Annotated in this window: 14 protein-coding genes; 5 read left to right on the top strand and 9 right to left on the bottom strand. The window is 60.6% G+C overall.

Annotated features, from left to right (window positions below; all coding sequences use genetic code 11):
- Positions 1-18 precede the first annotated feature (18 nt).
- From cysG to C8K58_RS00545, 6 genes are read right to left on the bottom strand one after another with little or no spacing between them, the layout of a single operon-like run.
- Positions 19-1413: a siroheme synthase CysG gene (gene cysG, locus C8K58_RS00570; protein WP_027606347.1), complete on the bottom strand. Its 1395-nt coding sequence runs from the start codon at positions 1411-1413 to the stop codon at positions 19-21.
- A complete protein-coding gene (gene serS / locus C8K58_RS00565; protein ID WP_027606346.1) occupies positions 1414-2694 on the bottom strand; it encodes a serine--tRNA ligase in 1281 nt (426 codons plus the stop codon).
- Between the two features lie 13 nt (positions 2695-2707).
- The gene (crcB, locus tag C8K58_RS00560) at positions 2708-3085 is read right to left on the bottom strand and encodes a fluoride efflux transporter CrcB (RefSeq protein WP_108572684.1); all 378 of its coding nucleotides are present in this window, start codon (positions 3083-3085) and stop codon (positions 2708-2710) included.
- The gene (locus C8K58_RS00555) at positions 3085-4407 is read right to left on the bottom strand and encodes a replication-associated recombination protein A (protein WP_027606344.1); all 1323 of its coding nucleotides are present in this window, start codon (positions 4405-4407) and stop codon (positions 3085-3087) included. The genes crcB and C8K58_RS00555 overlap by 1 nt, the downstream gene beginning before the upstream one ends.
- A 27-nt stretch (positions 4408-4434) precedes the next feature.
- Entirely contained in the window at positions 4435-5058 is a 624-nt protein-coding gene (lolA, locus tag C8K58_RS00550; RefSeq protein WP_027606343.1) for an outer membrane lipoprotein chaperone LolA, read from the bottom strand.
- Positions 5059-5112: 54 nt separating this feature from the next.
- Entirely contained in the window at positions 5113-7521 is a 2409-nt protein-coding gene (locus C8K58_RS00545) for a DNA translocase FtsK (RefSeq protein WP_027606342.1), read from the bottom strand.
- Positions 7522-8019: 498 nt separating this feature from the next.
- Between C8K58_RS00545 and aat the strand changes: the two genes are divergently transcribed.
- The 3 genes from aat (at position 8020) to infA (ending at position 9782) form a co-directional block, all read left to right on the top strand.
- The gene (aat, locus tag C8K58_RS00540; RefSeq protein WP_027606341.1) at positions 8020-8700 is read left to right on the top strand and encodes a leucyl/phenylalanyl-tRNA--protein transferase; all 681 of its coding nucleotides are present in this window, start codon (positions 8020-8022) and stop codon (positions 8698-8700) included.
- 55 nt (positions 8701-8755) lie between these two features.
- On the top strand, positions 8756-9463 hold the full coding sequence (locus tag C8K58_RS00535; protein ID WP_027606340.1) for an arginyltransferase: 708 nt from the start codon (positions 8756-8758) through the stop codon (positions 9461-9463).
- A gap of 100 nt (positions 9464-9563) precedes the next feature.
- On the top strand, positions 9564-9782 hold the full coding sequence (gene infA, locus C8K58_RS00530) for a translation initiation factor IF-1 (RefSeq protein WP_002553999.1): 219 nt from the start codon (positions 9564-9566) through the stop codon (positions 9780-9782).
- A gap of 163 nt (positions 9783-9945) precedes the next feature.
- On the opposite strand, the gene clpA is transcribed toward infA, so the two are convergent.
- Together clpA and clpS are read right to left on the bottom strand one after the other, a co-directional pair.
- Positions 9946-12216: an ATP-dependent Clp protease ATP-binding subunit ClpA gene (clpA, locus tag C8K58_RS00525; protein ID WP_027606339.1), complete on the bottom strand. Its 2271-nt coding sequence runs from the start codon at positions 12214-12216 to the stop codon at positions 9946-9948.
- Between the two features lie 29 nt (positions 12217-12245).
- Positions 12246-12614 (bottom strand): ATP-dependent Clp protease adapter ClpS, encoded by a 369-nt coding sequence (gene clpS / locus C8K58_RS00520; protein WP_010567912.1) that lies wholly within the window; start codon positions 12612-12614, stop codon positions 12246-12248.
- 225 nt (positions 12615-12839) lie between these two features.
- On the opposite strand from clpS, the gene cspD reads away from it, so the two are divergent.
- Positions 12840-13118 carry a cold shock domain-containing protein CspD gene (cspD, locus tag C8K58_RS00515; protein WP_043293603.1) on the top strand — a complete coding sequence of 93 codons (279 nt, stop codon included), beginning with the start codon at positions 12840-12842 and terminating at the stop codon, positions 13116-13118.
- 81 nt (positions 13119-13199) lie between these two features.
- Here cspD and icd read toward each other — a convergent pair whose 3' ends face one another.
- Positions 13200-14456 (bottom strand): NADP-dependent isocitrate dehydrogenase, encoded by a 1257-nt coding sequence (icd, locus tag C8K58_RS00510; protein WP_027606337.1) that lies wholly within the window; start codon positions 14454-14456, stop codon positions 13200-13202.
- 493 nt (positions 14457-14949) lie between these two features.
- On the opposite strand from icd, the gene C8K58_RS00505 reads away from it, so the two are divergent.
- Positions 14950-17175, top strand: a complete 2226-nt coding sequence (locus tag C8K58_RS00505) for an NADP-dependent isocitrate dehydrogenase (RefSeq protein ID WP_092488799.1) — start codon at positions 14950-14952, stop codon at positions 17173-17175.
- Positions 17176-17204: the final 29 nt, after the last annotated feature.

Below are 17204 nucleotides of genomic sequence, written 5' to 3'. Positions count from 1 at the left end.
CTTGTCGCAAGAGTGTTGTCAAACCTGAGACTGGGCGCCTTCAAACCACTTCAGCTTCTCGCGCAGCACCACCACCTCACCGACGATCACCAGCGTCGGCGCATGCACTTCATGCTCCGCCACCATGCGCGGCAAGTCTGCCAGGGTGCCGGTAAACACGCGCTGGTTGGACGTGGTGCCCTGCTGGATCAACGCCGCCGGGGTATCCGCGGCACGCCCATGCTTGATCAGTTGCTCACAGATGATCGGCAAGCCAATCAAGCCCATGTAGAACACCAGGGTCTGCGACGGCCCTACCAGATCACTCCAAGGCAGGTCCGACGTCCCGTTCTTCAAGTGCCCGGTGATAAAGCGTACCGACTGTGCGTAGTCGCGATGGGTCAGCGGAATCCCGGCGTACGCCGCGCAACCACTGGCTGCGGTGATCCCCGGCACCACCTGGAACGGGATGCCATGGGCCGCCAGTTCCTCGATTTCTTCACCGCCACGACCAAAGATGAACGGATCGCCCCCCTTGAGGCGCAGCACGCGCTTGCCTTGCTTGGCCAGGTCCACCAGTTGCTGGTTGATCTGGTCTTGCGGCACGGCGTGGTCGGCGCGGCGCTTGCCGACGTAGATGCGCTCGGCATCACGACGGCATAGCTCCAGAATCGCCGGCGCCACCAAACGGTCGTACAGCACCACGTCGGCTTGCTGCATCAGGCGCAGGGCACGGAAGGTCAGCAGATCCGGGTCGCCCGGGCCGGCACCGACCAGGTACACCTCGCCCGGCGCATAAGGCGGTGCGCCGTTGACCTTTTCGATCAACAGACGCTCAGCCTCATCGCCCTGCCCGGCCAACTGACGGTCGGCAATCGGCCCTTGGAACACTTCTTCCCAGAACGCCCGACGCTGCTGCACATCCGGGTACAAGCCTTTGACCTGGGCACGAAAGCGCGCCGCCAGCCCGGCCAACTGGCCGTAGGTGGACGGAATCCAGGTTTCCAGCTTGGCCCGGATCAAGCGCGCCAGCACCGGCGCATCGCCGCCGCTGGACACCGCGATCACCAAGGGCGAACGGTCGACAATCGCCGGGAAGATCACGCTGCACAAGGCCGGCGCGTCCACCACATTGACCGGTACGCAACGACGCTTGGCGTCACTGGACACTTGCGCGTTCAATGGCTCGTCGTCGGTCGCCGCGATGATCAGGGTGCAGCCTTCCAGGTCGGCCTCCTGATAACCGCGCAGAATCATTTCCCCGCCACTGCCCTGCACCAACTCGCGCAACTGGTCTTCGATCTGGGGAGCAACCACCCGCAGCACGGCGCCGGCGTCAGCCAGCAGGCGGGATTTGCGCAAGGCAATCTCCCCCCCACCGACGACCAGCACACGACTGCCGCGCAGGTTATGAAACAGCGGCAGGAATTCCATTTAGCGGATGACCTCGACGCCCGCCATGTAAGGCTTGAGCACTTCAGGTACGCGGATCGAACCGTCAGCCTGCTGGTAGTTTTCCAGCACCGCCACCAGGGTGCGACCTACAGCCAGGCCCGAACCGTTGAGGGTGTGCACCAGCTCCGGCTTGCCGGTTTCCGGGTTACGGAAACGCGCCTGCATGCGCCGGGCCTGGAAATCACCGCAGTTGGAGCACGACGAAATCTCGCGGTATTTGTCCTGGCTGGGTACCCACACCTCGAGGTCGTAGGTCTTCACGGCGCTGAAGCCCATGTCGCCGGTGCACAGCGCCAGGACGCGGTACGGCAGCTCCAGCAGCTGCAGGACACGTTCGGCGTTGGCGGTCAGGCCTTCCAGGGCGTCCATGGAGGTCGACGGCTCGACCACTTGCACCATCTCGACCTTGTCGAACTGGTGCTGGCGGATCATGCCGCGGGTGTCACGCCCCGACGCACCGGCTTCACTGCGGAAGCACGGGCTGTGGGCGACGAACTTGAGCGGCAGTTGCTTGGCATCGAGGATCTCGCCGGCAACGATATTGGTCAGCGACACTTCGGCGGTCGGGATCAGGTACAGATCGGCTTCGCCATCGCGGCTGATCTTGAACAGGTCTTCCTCGAACTTCGGCAGCTGGCTGGTGCCCATCAGCGCCGGCGCCTGCACCAGGTACGGAGTGTAAGCCTCTTCGTAACCGTGCTCGCCGGTGTGCAGGTTGATCATGAACTGCGCCAGGGCACGGTGCATGCGTGCGATCGGGCCGCGCAGCAAGGCAAAGCGCGCACCGGACATTTTGGCGGCGGTTTCGAAATCCAGGCCACCGGTCAATTCGCCCAGGGCGACGTGGTCCTTGATCTCGAAATCAAAGGCCGTTGGCGTGCCCCAGCGGCGCACTTCGACGTTGCCGTCTTCGTCGTCGCCAATCGGCACGGACTCGTGCGGCAGGTTGGGGATGCCCAGCAGGATCGAATCCAGCTCGGACTGAATACCTTCCAGCTCGACCTTGCCGTCGGACAGCTCGGTGCCCATGCGCTCGACGTCCGCCATCAACGGCGCGATGTCTTCGCCACGTTGCTTGGCCTGACCGATGGATTTGGAACGCGCATTCCGCTCAGCCTGCAGTGCTTCGGTGCGGGTCTGGACGGTCTTGCGCTGTTCTTCCAGCGCTTCGATGCGCGCAACATCCAAGGCAAAGCCACGGGATGCCAGGCGGTCCGCTACGTCCTGAAGGTTGCTACGTAACAGTTTGGAATCGAGCATGTCGGTCTCTCGTTTATAAAAGTTTGGTCAAGGACAGGCCGGCCCAGGTGGCGAGCAGCCCGCCGAACACGCTGATGCCCAGGTACCCGAAGGCGACCAGGGCCTGCCCGCTTTCCAGCAGGCGCAGCGTATCCAGTGAAAAGGATGAAAAGGTCGTCAGACCGCCTACAAAGCCGACAATCAAGCCGGCGCGAATTTCAATCGGTACTTCCGGGCGCAACAGGAACCAGCCGTACAACAACCCGATGATCAGGCAACCCACCAGGTTGACCGCCAGGGTCGCCGCATAAAAATGCTTCGGCCAATTGGCGCTCACCCAAGTACCGGTGGCGAAACGCAATAATGTACCAGCGATGCCGGCTGCGGACACGGCAAGAATCGTCTTGAACACTACTTTCTCCGCTGTTTGGGGCTGAGGCGGTCGAGTTGGGCGAGGTGATTGAGCTTTTCACCGATCTTCAGCTCCAGGCCGCGGGGCACCGGCTGGTAGAACGGCTGCGGCTCAAGCTCATCGGGGAAATAGTCTTCGCCGGCGGCATAGGCGTCCGGCTCATCATGGGCATAGCGGTATTCATCACCGTAGCCCAGTTGTTTCATCAACTTGGTCGGCGCATTGCGCAGGTGCAGCGGCACTTCGAGGGAGCCGTGTTCGGCGGCCGCACGCAGGGCGGACTTGAAGCCCATGTACACCGCGTTGCTTTTCGGTGCGCAGGCCAGGTACGTGATGGCCTGGGCCACCGCCAGCTCGCCTTCCGGGCTGCCGAGGCGCTCCTGCACTTCCCAGGCCGCCAGGCATAGGCTCAAGGCACGCGGGTCGGCGTTGCCGATGTCTTCACTGGCCATGCGCACCACGCGGCGCGCCAGGTACAGTGGGTCGCAGCCGCCGTCGATCATGCGCGCAAACCAATACAGCGCGCCGTCCGGGTTGGAGCCGCGCACGGATTTGTGCAGCGCCGAAATCTGGTCGTAGAAAGCTTCGCCGCCCTTGTCGAAACGTCGACGCGTATCGCCGAGCAGGCTTTGCAACAGGTCGACGCCAATCTCGCTGCCGTCTTCGGCGAGGTCGGAGGCGTTCTCCAGCAGGTTGAGAAAGCGGCGACCGTCGCCGTCGGCAGCGCTGAGCAGGATCTTGAAGCCTTCGTCGCTGAGGCTCAGCTGACGCTTGCCCAGGCCCTTGTCTTCGCTCAAGGCACGGTGCAACAGCTTCTGCATCGCGGCTTCGTCGAGGCTCTTGAGCACATAGACCCGCGCCCGCGAGAGCAACGCATTGTTCAATTCAAACGAAGGGTTTTCGGTGGTGGCACCGATAAAAATCAGCGTGCCATCCTCGACGTAGGGCAAAAACGCATCCTGCTGAGACTTGTTGAAGCGATGCACTTCGTCGACAAACAGGATGGTGCGCTTGCCGTACTGCCCGGCCTGCTGCTTGGCCACCTCGACAGCCTGGCGGATCTCCTTGACCCCGGCCAGCACGGCCGAGACCGTTTCGAAGTGTGCATCCGAGACTTTTGCCAGCAGCCGCGCCAGGGTGGTCTTACCCACGCCCGGCGGCCCCCAGAAAATCATCGAGTGCAGCGCACCCTGCTCCAGGGCTTCGCGCAACGGCTTGCCGCGAGCGAGCAGGTGTTCCTGACCGACGTACTCATCCAGGTTGGTCGAGCGCAGGCGCGCGGCCAAAGGCTGGGCAATCGGGTCACTTCGAAACAGATCCATGGGCAGCGTTTGAAACCTCTGGGCAGTTTATTCCTGGATCACGTCGGCACCCTTGGGGATGTCGAACTTGAACTTGGACGCCGGTACCGGCTGGTTGGCCTTGACCCCGGAGAACAGAATATCGGTGCGCTGGCCGACGCTGTCGACCAGGCGCATGTTGTTGATCACGCCGTTGCCGAACGACAGGGACAGCGTGTCAAACAGCGTGTCCTTGGATTTCGGCTTGAGGGTGAACTCGATCACGTTGCTGGTCTGCTTGGAGGTGATGTCGAAGCTGTCGTTGATTTTCGACACGTCGCCCGAGAGCAGCAGCGCCGGCGTCTGGTTCAGGCGCGGGTCGAGCTTCTTGATGGTGGCCTGCTCCAGGTCCGGGTCCCACAGGGTGACTTTCTGGCCGTCCGAGACAATGGTCTGCTCGGCCTTGCCTTCGGTGTGCCAGTAGAACAGCCCTGGGCGCTGCACGGCCATCTCGCCGGCGGTTTCCTGCAACTGGGTGCCACCGGCATCCAGGGTGAGCTGGGAGAAGCGCGCAGTCAGGGTCTGGGATTTGTCCAACAGGTTTTTCAGGCTGGCGACGGAGGCCGGGTCAGCGTGGGCCGAAACAGCGGTCAGGGCCAGTACCGGCAACAACAGCATGCGGATAAGACGCATGGGAGTCCTCATTGAGTCGTAAGGGCGCGCCGCGTGCTGCCACGCGGCACGGAATCAGTCGCGCATCTGCCCGGGGGCGATGACTTCGCGCGAGCCGTTGGTGTTCATGGCAGTGACGACGCCAGCGTTTTCCATGGCTTCGATCATGCGCGCAGCGCGGTTATAGCCGATCTTCAGCTTGCGCTGCACCGCAGAAATCGAGGCGCGGCGGCTTTCCAGCACGAAGGCCACGGCTTCGTCATACAGCGCGTCGGTTTCGGCATCGTCGTCGCCACCGCTGCTGCCGCCGTCGAAGCCGCTGCCGGCCTCTTCGACACCGGCAAGGATGTCGTCGTTGTATTCGGGTGCGCCACGCAGCTTCCAGGCTTCCACCACGCGGTGCACTTCATCGTCGGAGACGAAGGCGCCGTGGACCCGGATCGGCAGGCTGGTGCCGGGCGGCATATAGAGCATGTCGCCGTGGCCCAGCAGTTGCTCGGCGCCGCCCTGGTCGATGATGGTCCGTGAGTCGATCTTGCTCGACACCTGGAACGCCATGCGGGTCGGGATGTTGGCCTTGATCAGGCCGGTGATCACGTCCACCGACGGACGCTGGGTGGCAAGGATCAAGTGAATACCCGCCGCCCGCGCCTTCTGGGCGATACGGGCGATCAGTTCTTCGACCTTCTTGCCGACGATCATCATCATGTCGGCGAACTCGTCGACCACCACCACGATGGTCGGCAGCTTGCCCAGCAGCGGAGCCTCGTCGTGGATACTTTCGCGCTTGTACAGCGGGTCGGTCAGCGGCGTGCCGGCGTCCTGGGCTTCCTTGACCTTGGCGTTGAAGCCCGACAGGTTACGTACGCCCATCTTCGCCATCAGTTTGTAGCGGCGCTCCATCTCGGCCACGCTCCAGCGCAGGGCGTTGGCGGCGTCCTTCATGTCGGTGACCACCGGGCAGAGCAGGTGCGGAATGCCTTCGTAGATCGACAGTTCGAGCATCTTCGGGTCGATCATGATCAGCTTGGCGTCTTCCGGGCCGGACTTGAACAGGATCGACAGGATCATCGCGTTCACGCCCACCGATTTACCCGAACCGGTGGTACCGGCCACCAGCAGGTGAGGCATTTTGGCGAGATCGGTGATCACCGGCTTGCCGCCGATGTCGTGGCCCAGGGCCAGGGTGACCGGCGATTTGAAGTTGTCGTATTCGGGCGTCGACAGCACTTCGGAGAAACGCACGATCTGGCGGTCCTCGTTGGGAATCTCGATACCCACGGTGGTCTTGCCCGGGATCACTTCCACCACGCGCACGCTGGTCACGGCCAGGGAGCGCGCCAGGTCCTTGGCCAGGTTGGAAATGCGGCTGACCTTGACGCCGGCAGCCGGCTGGATTTCGTAACGGGTAATCACCGGGCCGGGATGGATCGAGTCCACCGACACCTCGACGCCGAACTCCTTGAGCTTGATTTCCAGCAGATGGCCGACGGCCGCCAGGGACTCAGGGGAATAGTTGAGCTGTTTCTTTTCGGCCGGATCGAGGATCGAGATCGGCGGCAAGGTGCCTTCCACGGCGCTGTCGACAAACAACGGCGCCTGTTTCTCTTTCTGCACGCGGTGGCTCGGCTCGGCCGGCTTGGGCGGCGCCGGGGCGATCACCGGCGGTACCTGCTTCTCGCGGTCCGACATGTGCTTGCTCAGGGCCTGCTCGCGTTCGATCAGGCGTTCCTTGACCTTGGCCTGCTCACGGCGGTCCGGTGTGCTTGGGGCCACCACTTCGTTGACGCGGGTATCCACCTCGCGCAACTGGGCCACCATGCGCTTGCGTTCGACCCGGGCGGCCCACCAGCGGTTGGCAGCGCCCTGGAACAGCTCCAGCAGGTCGAGGGTGATCTTGCCCGTCACGTCCATCACCTTGAACCACGACAGGTCGGTGAACACGGTGAGGCCAAACAGGAACAGCGCGATAAACATCAGGGTGCTGCCCTGGATATTCAGGGTCTTGCGCGCCAGGTCGCCGAGGCTCTCGCCCAGCGCCCCACCCGCACCCGCCGGCAGGCCGGTGGGTGCGTGAAAATGAATATGCGCCAGCGCAGCACCGGACAGCACCAGGAATACCAGGCCGATCAGGCGCCACGAAAACAGCCAGCCGCTCCACTGCCACGGCTCATGACGCTGGCGGAAGATCTGCCAGGTCTTGATCGCCAGCAACAACGGGAAGATATAGGCGAAGTAACCCAGCACCATGAACAGGATGTCGGCGCTGTAGGAGCCGGCAGGCCCACCGAAGTTCTGCACGTCTTCGATCTTGCTGTTGTGGCTCCAGCCCGGATCGTCCTTGCCATAGGTGAGCAAGGCCATCATCAAGAACAGGCACAGCGCGCCGATAGCGATCAGCGCGCCTTCCTTGAGTCGATAGTGCAGGTGCTGGCGCCAGGCCGGCACGACGGCTGCTTTAGGTGTTGCGGCGGATTTCTTCAAAACGGGTCTTTTCCTGCGCCTGTTAGCGCGTCCATCTGTTGAATAAGTGCAAATACTGCCCAATCCGAGCAGTTGAAAAATGAACGAACGTCGTGGAATCTACTTTTAACACTGGGCGATTGCTGGATGAAATGGCGATAACGCCACAATGGCCGCATTGTACGGGTTTGTGTTGCGGTTGCCACGCCACTTGGCTTTCTTCAGGCAGCATAGCCAATTGTGTGTCACAACATGTTCAATTTGAGCATGCATTGTCTTTGCTGACAAAGGCTTATGAGCTGTTTTTACCAATCCAGGCAAGCTTGGCAAATGGCCTGCATGGGCCAGACCCGATTACGACCACGCCTCACGCAGAGAGTTGCAGAAACACCCGCTCACGCTTATGCACGCCAACAGCCGATTCGGGCTGGCCCCACAGCGCTGCGTCGACAATAATCACACCCCTTGGGGCACGCGATCCGCCTGCCACTCCCCTCCCCTTCCGCAAGCCTGGATGCCATGCTGACCTGGTTACAACGCGACTCACTGACATTCCCCCCGCTGGCCAAGGCCATGCGCGAACCCAATGGCCTGCTCGCCGCCGGCGGCGACCTGTCGGCCGAGCGACTGGTGCAAGCCTACCGCCACGGTTGCTTTCCCTGGTTCTCGGAGGGCCAGCCGATCCTCTGGTGGTCGCCGGACCCGCGCACCGTGATATTCCCCGACGAGCTGCACGTCTCCCGCAGCCTGGGCAAACTATTGCGCCAGCAGCGCTATACCGTGACCTTCGACCAGGACTTTGCCGCCGTCATCCAGGCGTGCGCCGCGCCGCGTGCGTATGCCGATGGCACCTGGATCACCGAAGGCATACAGAGCGCCTACCTGACGCTGCACCAGCGCGGTTACGCCCATTCGGTGGAGGTATGGGACAACGGCGAGCTGGTAGGCGGCCTGTATGGCCTGGCGATGGGCCAGCTGTTCTTCGGCGAGTCGATGTTCAGCCGTGCCGACAACGCCTCGAAATTCGGCTTTGCCACATTGACCCGGCAATTGCAGGCCTGGGGCTTTGTACTGATCGACTGCCAGATGCCCAACGACCACCTGCACAGCCTGGGTGCCCGCGCCATATCCCGCAGCGACTTTGCAGGTTTCCTGCGCAACCATCTGGACCAACCCAACGCAGGGCCATGGGTTTCTTAGGCGACATCCGCACACCTGGCTTACACTTATTTCAAAGCTTATCCGAGGGTTGATCATGACCGAGTTGGCGCGTTTGAAGTTTTATGCCACTCAACCCCACTCTTGCAGCTATCTGCCCGACGAGCAGGCCACCACGCTGTTCCTCGACCCCAGCCAGCCAATGGATGTGCACGTGTATGCCGATCTCTCGGAAATGGGTTTTCGACGCAGCGGCGATCATCTGTACCGGCCCCACTGCCAGAACTGCAATGCCTGCGTGCCGGCACGCATCCCCGTGGCGCAGTTTCTGCCGGACCGCAATCAGAAGCGCATCCTCAAGCGCAATGCCGACCTGACGGTGGCAGCTGCCAAGCCGCGATTCACCGAAGAGTATTTCGACCTGTACCAGCGCTATATCGAGCAGCGCCACGCCGACGGCGATATGTTCCCACCGAGCCGAGACCAGTTTTCCACCTTCCTGGTGCGCGACCTGCCGTTCTCGCGCTTTTACGAATTTCGCGCGGACGGCCGCCTGGTGGCCGTCGCCGTGACCGATTTGCTGCCTAACGGCCTGTCAGCGGTCTACACCTTCTACGAGCCGGCCGAAGAGCGACGCAGCCTCGGGCGTTTCGCGATTCTCTGGCAAATCGGTGAAGCACTGCGCCTGGAACTCGAGGCGGTGTACCTCGGATACTGGATCAAGAACTGCAAAAAGATGAATTACAAGACCCAATATCGCCCCATAGAACTGCTGATTAATCAAAGATGGGTCACGCTTAACTAGAACCCCTTGGCTTAAACACCCTTTTTCGGGCACAATGCACGCCGCTTTTGCCTGGCGCAGTTGCACCGGGCCATTCACTGGATACCGAGGGCTTTACTGCATGTCGAAAGAAGACAGCTTCGAAATGGAAGGCACTGTCGTCGACACCCTGCCCAACACCATGTTTCGTGTGGAGTTGGAAAATGGGCACGTCGTAACCGCGCATATCTCCGGCAAGATGCGCAAGAACTACATTCGTATTCTTACCGGTGACAAAGTGCGCGTCGAGCTGACGCCCTATGACTTGAGCAAAGGGCGTATCACTTACCGCGCTCGCTAAGCAAGTCAATACAAGACGCCCGGTTATGCCGGGCGTTTTTGTGTGCATGGGATTTCTCAAACACCGAGGGATCCTGCGGGAGGGGGCAGGCCCCATTCTGAGAATTGCATTTCAAGACAGCAAAAAGGCGCCTTTCGGCGCCTTTTGCGTTGTTACAGAACGATCAGGCCATTTCAGCCGTGGTTTCGAACTCGAAGGTCAGCTCGCCATCCTTCAGGTCGATATGCACCACGCCACCATGGTCGGAAAGCTCGCCAAACAGGATCTCTTCGGCCAGCGGCCGCTTGATCTTGTCCTGGATCAGGCGCGCCATCGGGCGAGCGCCCATTGCCGCGTCGTAGCCACCTTCGGCGATCCAGCTGCGCGCCGCTTCCGTGACATCCAGTTGCACGCGCTTGTCTTCCAACTGCGCCTGAAGCTCGGTAAGGAACTTGTCCACCACACTCTTGATGACCTCATGGCTGAGGCGACCAAACTGGATAATGGTGTCCAGGCGGTTGCGGAACTCCGGCGTGAAGCTCTTCTTGATCACTTCCATCGCATCGGACGAGTGATCCTGGTGGGTAAAGCCGATCGAAGCCCGCGCGGCCGTCTCGGCACCGGCGTTGGTGGTCATGATCAGGATGACATTGCGGAAGTCCGCCTTGCGCCCGTTGTTGTCGGTCAGGGTCCCGTGGTCCATTACCTGCAGCAGCAGGTTGAAGACTTCCGGGTGAGCCTTCTCGATTTCATCGAGCAGCAGTACGCAATGGGGCTGCTTGGTAATCGCTTCGGTCAACAGACCGCCCTGGTCGAAACCGACATAGCCCGGAGGCGCACCGATCAGGCGCGACACGGTGTGACGCTCCATGTATTCGGACATGTCGAAGCGCACCAGCTCGATCCCCATGGCCTTGGCCAATTGCCGCGCCGCCTCGGTCTTGCCGACACCGGTAGGACCGGCGAACAGGAACGAACCGACAGGCTTGTCCGGCGACTTGAGGCCCGCACGCGACAGCTTGATCGCAGTGGACAGCGCGTCGATCGCTGCGTCCTGGCCGAACACGGTGAGCTTGAGGTCGCGCTCCAGGTTACGCAGCAGCTCCTTGTCAGAACTGTTGACGTGTTTTGGTGGAATCCGCGCGATCTTCGCGACAATGTCCTCGACCTGAGGCACGTCGATGCGCTTAACACGCTTCTCGACCGGCTGCAGGCGTTGGTAGGCCCCGGCCTCGTCGATCACATCGATGGCCTTGTCCGGCATATGCCGGTCATTGATGTAGCGCGACGCCAGCTCAGCGGCCGCACGCAACGCCTCATCGGTGTACTCGATGCCGTGGTGCGCTTCAAACCGCCCCTTGAGCCCGCGCAGGATGCCGATGGTGTCTTCGACCGACGGCTCGGACACGTCGACTTTCTGGAAGCGACGCGCCAGGGCACGGTCTTTCTCGAAGATGCCGCGGAATTCCTGGAAGGTGGTCGAACCGATGCAGCGGATATCACCCGACGACAACAACGGCTTGAGCAGGTTGGAAGCGTCCATCACCCCACCGGATGCCGCACCCGCACCAATGATGGTGTGGATCTCGTCGATGAACAGGATCGCCTGCGGGCGTTTTTTCAGCTCGCCGAGCAGAGCCTTGAAGCGCTTCTCGAAATCGCCACGGTACTTGGTCCCGGCGAGCAACGCGCCCAGGTCAAGGGAGTAGACGACACTGTTGGCCAGCAGGTCCGGCACCTGGTTGTCGACGATGCGCTTGGCCAGGCCTTCGGCAATCGCGGTCTTGCCCACGCCCGCCTCACCCACCAGCAACGGGTTGTTCTTGCGACGGCGCGCCAGGATCTGCGCTACGCGCTCAACCTCAAGCTCACGCCCCACCAGCGGATCGATCCGCCCCTGGCGCGCCAGCTCGTTGAGGTTGCTGGCATAGGCATCCAGCGGGTTGCTTGAAGAAGAAGACTCACCGCCCTCGTCGTCCTGCATATCCTGCTCACCCTCGGAATGATCGCCGTGCCCAGGCACCTTGGAGATACCGTGGGCGATGTAGTTGACGACATCGATACGGGCAACGCTCTGCTGCTTGAGCAGGAACACTGCCTGGCTTTCCTGTTCGCTGAAGATCGCCACAAGCACATTGGCGCCTGTGACTTCACGCTTACCGGAGCTCTGTACGTGGAAAACAGCACGTTGCAATACCCGCTGGAAGCCCAGGGTTGGCTGGGTTTCACGATCCTCGTCATGCACGGGGATCAGTGGCGTGGTGGAGTCGATAAACTCCTGCAGGTCATGCTTGAGCTTGTCGAGATTGGCGCCGCACGCACGCAGAACCGTGGCGGCAGCTTCGTTATCCAAAAGTGCCAGCAGCAGGTGTTCGACGGTCATGAATTCATGACGCTTCGAACGAGCCTCCTTGAAGGCAAGATTGAGGGTGACTTCGAGCTCGCGGTTTAACATAGCTTCACCTCATACCCAAGTGGTCGGCGTTAACCGTCCTTCTCGATTTCACAGAGTAGCGGATGCTGGCTTTCCCTGGCGTACTGGTTGACCTGCATGGCCTTTGTCTCGGCGATGTCACGGGTAAACACTCCACATACTGCCCGTCCTTCTGTGTGAACGGCCAGCATTACCTTGGTCGCCAACTCGCGGTTCAGGTTAAAAAACACCTCGAGCACTTCGACCACGAAATCCATCGGTGTGTAGTCATCGTTGAACAAAACCACCTTGTACATCGGCGGCGCCTGTAAAGCAGGCTTGGCCTCCTGAACAGCAATGCCTGCAGAACCGTCGTCATCGTGTTCGTGATCCGGTCGATCCTGATTGAATGTTAGTCGAATCTGGCTGATTGCATGCATGGAAAGAAAGGTTCGTCAGTGGTTCAAATACAGTGGTGGGGGCGACCTGTCAGAATTTCAACTCCTGACCACCCGGTCGCCTTGACTATCGGCAAATCGGTGTTACAACCAATAGAACCCACAGTGGGTAAAAAAGGTCCGCGCAGTCAACCTTATTTATTCGGGTTAGGACGGATAAACTGGATGATACTCCAGTGATGGAGTCTGGTGCAGAGGGATATGGGTATGTCTGGCGTCAAGATCAGTGGCAAGGTCAAGTGGTTCAACAATGCCAAGGGATATGGCTTTGTTAATGAAGACGGTAAAACCGAGGACCTTTTTGCGCACTACTCAGCGATTAACATGGATGGGTACAAAACGCTGAAGGCGGGCCAAGCTGTGAGCTTTGAAATCATTCAAGGACCGAAAGGGCTGCACGCCGTGAATATCGGTGCAGTGAAAGCCGAAACACATGAAAAAAACACGCCATCAACCGCTCATAACGAAAAGAAACAAACGGCCTGACACCCCGCGAAGCGAGTGACATACGATAAAAAACCGGCCGCCCGATCGACTTGGGTTGGCCGGTTTTTTTGTACCAGGCTTTTACATATGCGAAATCAACGCATCCCCAAAGCCCGACGACGACACCAGCTTCGCGCCATCCATCAGGCGCTCGAAGTCATAGGTCACGGTCTTGGCCGAAATAGCACCATTGGTGCCCTTGATGATCAGGTCGGCCGCTTCGGTCCAGCCCATATGACGCAGCATCATTTCCGCCGACAGGATCAACGAGCCCGGGTTGACCTGGTCCTTGCCCGCATACTTGGGCGCAGTACCGTGGGTCGCCTCGAACATGGCCACGGTGTCGGACAGGTTGGCACCCGGCGCAATCCCGATACCGCCCACCTCTGCCGCCAGGGCGTCGGACAGGTAGTCGCCGTTCAGGTTGAGGGTCGCGATCACGTCATACTCGGCCGGACGCAACAGGATCTGCTGGAGCATGGCATCGGCGATGGCATCCTTGACCACTACATTCTTGCCGGTCTTCGGGTTCTTGAACTGCATCCACGGGCCGCCATCCAGCAGGGTCGCACCGAATTCTTCAGCCGCCACTTCGTAGGCCCATTCCTTGAAGGCCCCTTCGGTGAACTTCATGATGTTGCCTTTGTGCACGATGGTCAGCGAGTCGCGGTCGTTATCCACTACATATTGCAGGGCCTTGCGCGCCAGGCGCTTGGTGCCTTCCAGCGATACCGGCTTGATTCCAATGCCGCAATCCTGGTCGAAACGAATCTTGGTGACGCCCATTTCCTCCTTGAGGAACTTGATGACCTTGGTCGCTTCCGGCGAGCCGGCCTTCCACTCGATCCCGGCGTAAATGTCTTCGGAGTTTTCGCGGAAGATGGTCATGTCCACGTCGCCTGGTTTCTTGACCGGGCTGGGCACACCTTCGAACCAGCGCACCGGGCGCAGGCAGACGTAGAGGTCGAGTTGCTGGCGCAGGGCCACGTTCAGCGAACGAATGCCACCCCCTACCGGAGTGGTCAGCGGGCCCTTGATGGACACCACGTAATCCTTGACCGCATCCAGGGTTTCCTGGGGCAGCCAGGTGTCCTGGTCGTAGACCTGGGTCGCTTTCTCGCCGGCGTACACCTCCATCCACGAGATCTTGCGCTTGCCGCCGTAGGCCTTTTCAACAGCTGCGTCGACCACCTTGATCATCACCGGGCTGATGTCGACGCCAATACCGTCACCTTCGATATACGGGATGATCGGTTGGTCAGGAACATTGAGAGAATGGTCTGCATTGACGGTGATTTTGTCGCCGACTGCCGGAACCTGAATCTTCTTGTATCCCATGCTGAACTCCATCTATGGATTGAACATCTGGCTGCGTTCGAGCCTACTCCAGATAAATGGCGACTGAAACCTCGCGCCATGCTCATTTTCATCGAAAACAGCATAAATTGTCGCCTACAAGCCTGAAAGCAAAGGGAAAAGCGCCAATCTTGAGCACTTCGTGCGACTTTAGGCGTAACCCGGTACCTGCGACCTTTAGACCAATGGACGACACACCTTTTGTATGAAGGCTCGGCGTAAGCATAGCGACCTATGTATAATGCCGCCGCTGACCAAAGAGTCACGATGGCAGACCGCTCTGGAACAGGGCCCTCCGCTACAAAGCAGGACTAATACAATAGTCCACCCGCTTGACGCTCGACTGATGCAACCCAACATCACCGCGAAGAAACCTCGACCTTTCGCTCATGGATGACTTTGAACGAACGCGCTCCACCCGGCGCATCTCGAGTTTCTGCGCACGCTTTCAGCAAAGAAGAGAGTTAATCCGAATATGCCCACCCGCTCGAAGATCATCTACACCTTCACCGACGAAGCCCCAGCCCTCGCCACCTATTCACTGCTGCCTATCGTAGAGGCCTTCACCGCTTCCGCTGATATTGCCGTGGAAACCCGCGACATCTCCCTCGCAGGGCGCATCCTCGCAAGCTTCCCCGAGCAACTGGGCACCAAGGCCGTACCGGACCACCTCGCCGAACTGGGCGACCTGGCCGTTACCCCTGAAGCCAACATCATCAAGCTGCCTAACATCAGTGCCTCGACCCCGCAACTGCAAGCCGCGATCAAGGAACTGCAGGCCCAGGGCTATGCCCTGCCGGACTACCCGGAAACCGTAACCACCGACGCGGAAAAAGAAACCCGTGCACGTTACGACAAGGTCAAGGGCAGCGCCGTGAACCCGGTACTGCGCGAAGGCAACTCCGACCGCCGCGCGCCGCTGTCGGTCAAGAACTACGCTCGCAAGCACCCGCACAAGATGGGCGCCTGGGCTGCGGACTCCAAGTCCCACGTTGCCCACATGAGCAACGGCGACTTCTACGGCAGCGAAAAAGCCGTGCAGATCGAAGCCGCTGACGCGGTCAAGATCGAGCTGGTCGCCCAGGACGGCACCACCACCGTCCTGAAAGAAAAGACCACCGTCAAGGCCGGCGAAATCATCGACAGCGCGGTACTGAGCAAGAACGCCCTGCGCAGCTTCATCGCCGCTGAAATCGAAGATGCCAAGAAACAAGGCGTGCTGCTGTCGGTCCACCTGAAAGCCACCATGATGAAGGTCTCCGACCCGATCATGTTCGGCCAGATCGTTGCCGAGTTCTATAAAGACGCCCTGGCCAAGCACGCAGACGTGCTGGCACAGATCGGCTTCAACCTGAACAACGGCATCGGCGACCTGTACGCCCGCATCAAGGCCCTGCCGGCCGAGCAACAAGCCCAGATCGAAGCTGACATCCAGGCGGTCTACGCCGCTCGTCCTTCCCTGGCGATGGTCAACTCCGACAAAGGCATTACCAACCTGCACGTGCCGAGCGACGTCATCGTCGACGCCTCGATGCCGGCCATGATCCGTGACTCCGGCAAGATGTGGGGCACCGACGGCCAACTGCACGACACCAAGGCCGTGATCCCGGATCGCTGCTACGCCACCATCTACCAGGCGGTGATCGAAGAGTGCAAGGCCAACGGCGCCTTCGACCCTACCACCATGGGCAGCGTGCCGAACGTTGGCCTGATGGCGAAAAAAGCCGAAGAGTACGGCTCCCACGACAAGACCTTCCAGGTCAAGGCTGACGGCGTCGTCCGCGTGACCGACAGCAAGGGCAACCTGCTGATGGAACAGAAAGTCGAAGCCGGCGACATCTTCCGCATGTGCCAGACCCAAGACGCGCCGATCCAGGATTGGGTCAAGCTGGCCGTCAACCGTGCCCGCGCCAGCAACACCCCGGCCATCTTCTGGCTGGACCCCAAGCGTGCACACGACGGCGTCGTGGTCGAGAAAGTCCAGGCCTACCTGAAAGACCACAACACCGAAGGCCTGGACATCCGCATCATGTCGCCGGTCGACGCGATGAAGTTCACCCTGGAACGTACCCGCAAGGGCCTGGACACCATCTCGGTGACCGGCAACGTGCTGCGTGACTACCTGACCGACCTGTTCCCGATCATGGAACTGGGCACCAGCGCCAAGATGCTGTCCATCGTACCGCTGATGAATGGCGGTGGCCTGTTCGAAACCGGCGCCGGCGGCTCGGCACCGAAGCACGTACAGCAACTGCTGGAAGAAAACTTCCTGCGTTGGGACTCCCTGGGCGAGTTCCTGGCCCTGGCCGCTTCCCTCGAGCATTTGGGTGTGACGTACAACAACCCGAAAGCCCTGGTACTGTCCAAGACCCTGGACCAGGCCACCGGCCAGTTCCTCGACAACAACAAGTCGCCATCGCGCAAAGTCGGCAACATCGACAACCGCGGCAGCCACTTCTACCTGGCGCTGTACTGGGCCCAGGCCCTGGCCGCCCAGACCGAAGACACGGCACTGCAAGGCCAATTCGGCGAACTGGCCAAGACCCTGGCCGCGAACGAAGCAACCATCGTTGCCGAGCTCAATGCCGTACAGGGCAAGCCAGTGGACATCGGCGGCTACTACGCGCCGAACCCGGAGCTGACCAGCAAGGCCATGCGCCCAAGCAACACCCTCAATGCGGCGATTGCCAAGTTGAAGTAAGGTTGTAGGGATGCATCACAAACCCCGGC

The organism is Pseudomonas sp. GV047 (assembly GCF_003058245.1).
Classification (GTDB): Bacteria; Pseudomonadota; Gammaproteobacteria; order Pseudomonadales; family Pseudomonadaceae; genus Aquipseudomonas; species Aquipseudomonas marginalis.
Note: the sequence above shows the minus strand (reverse complement) of the source record. Positions and strands in the feature narration are given on the sequence as shown.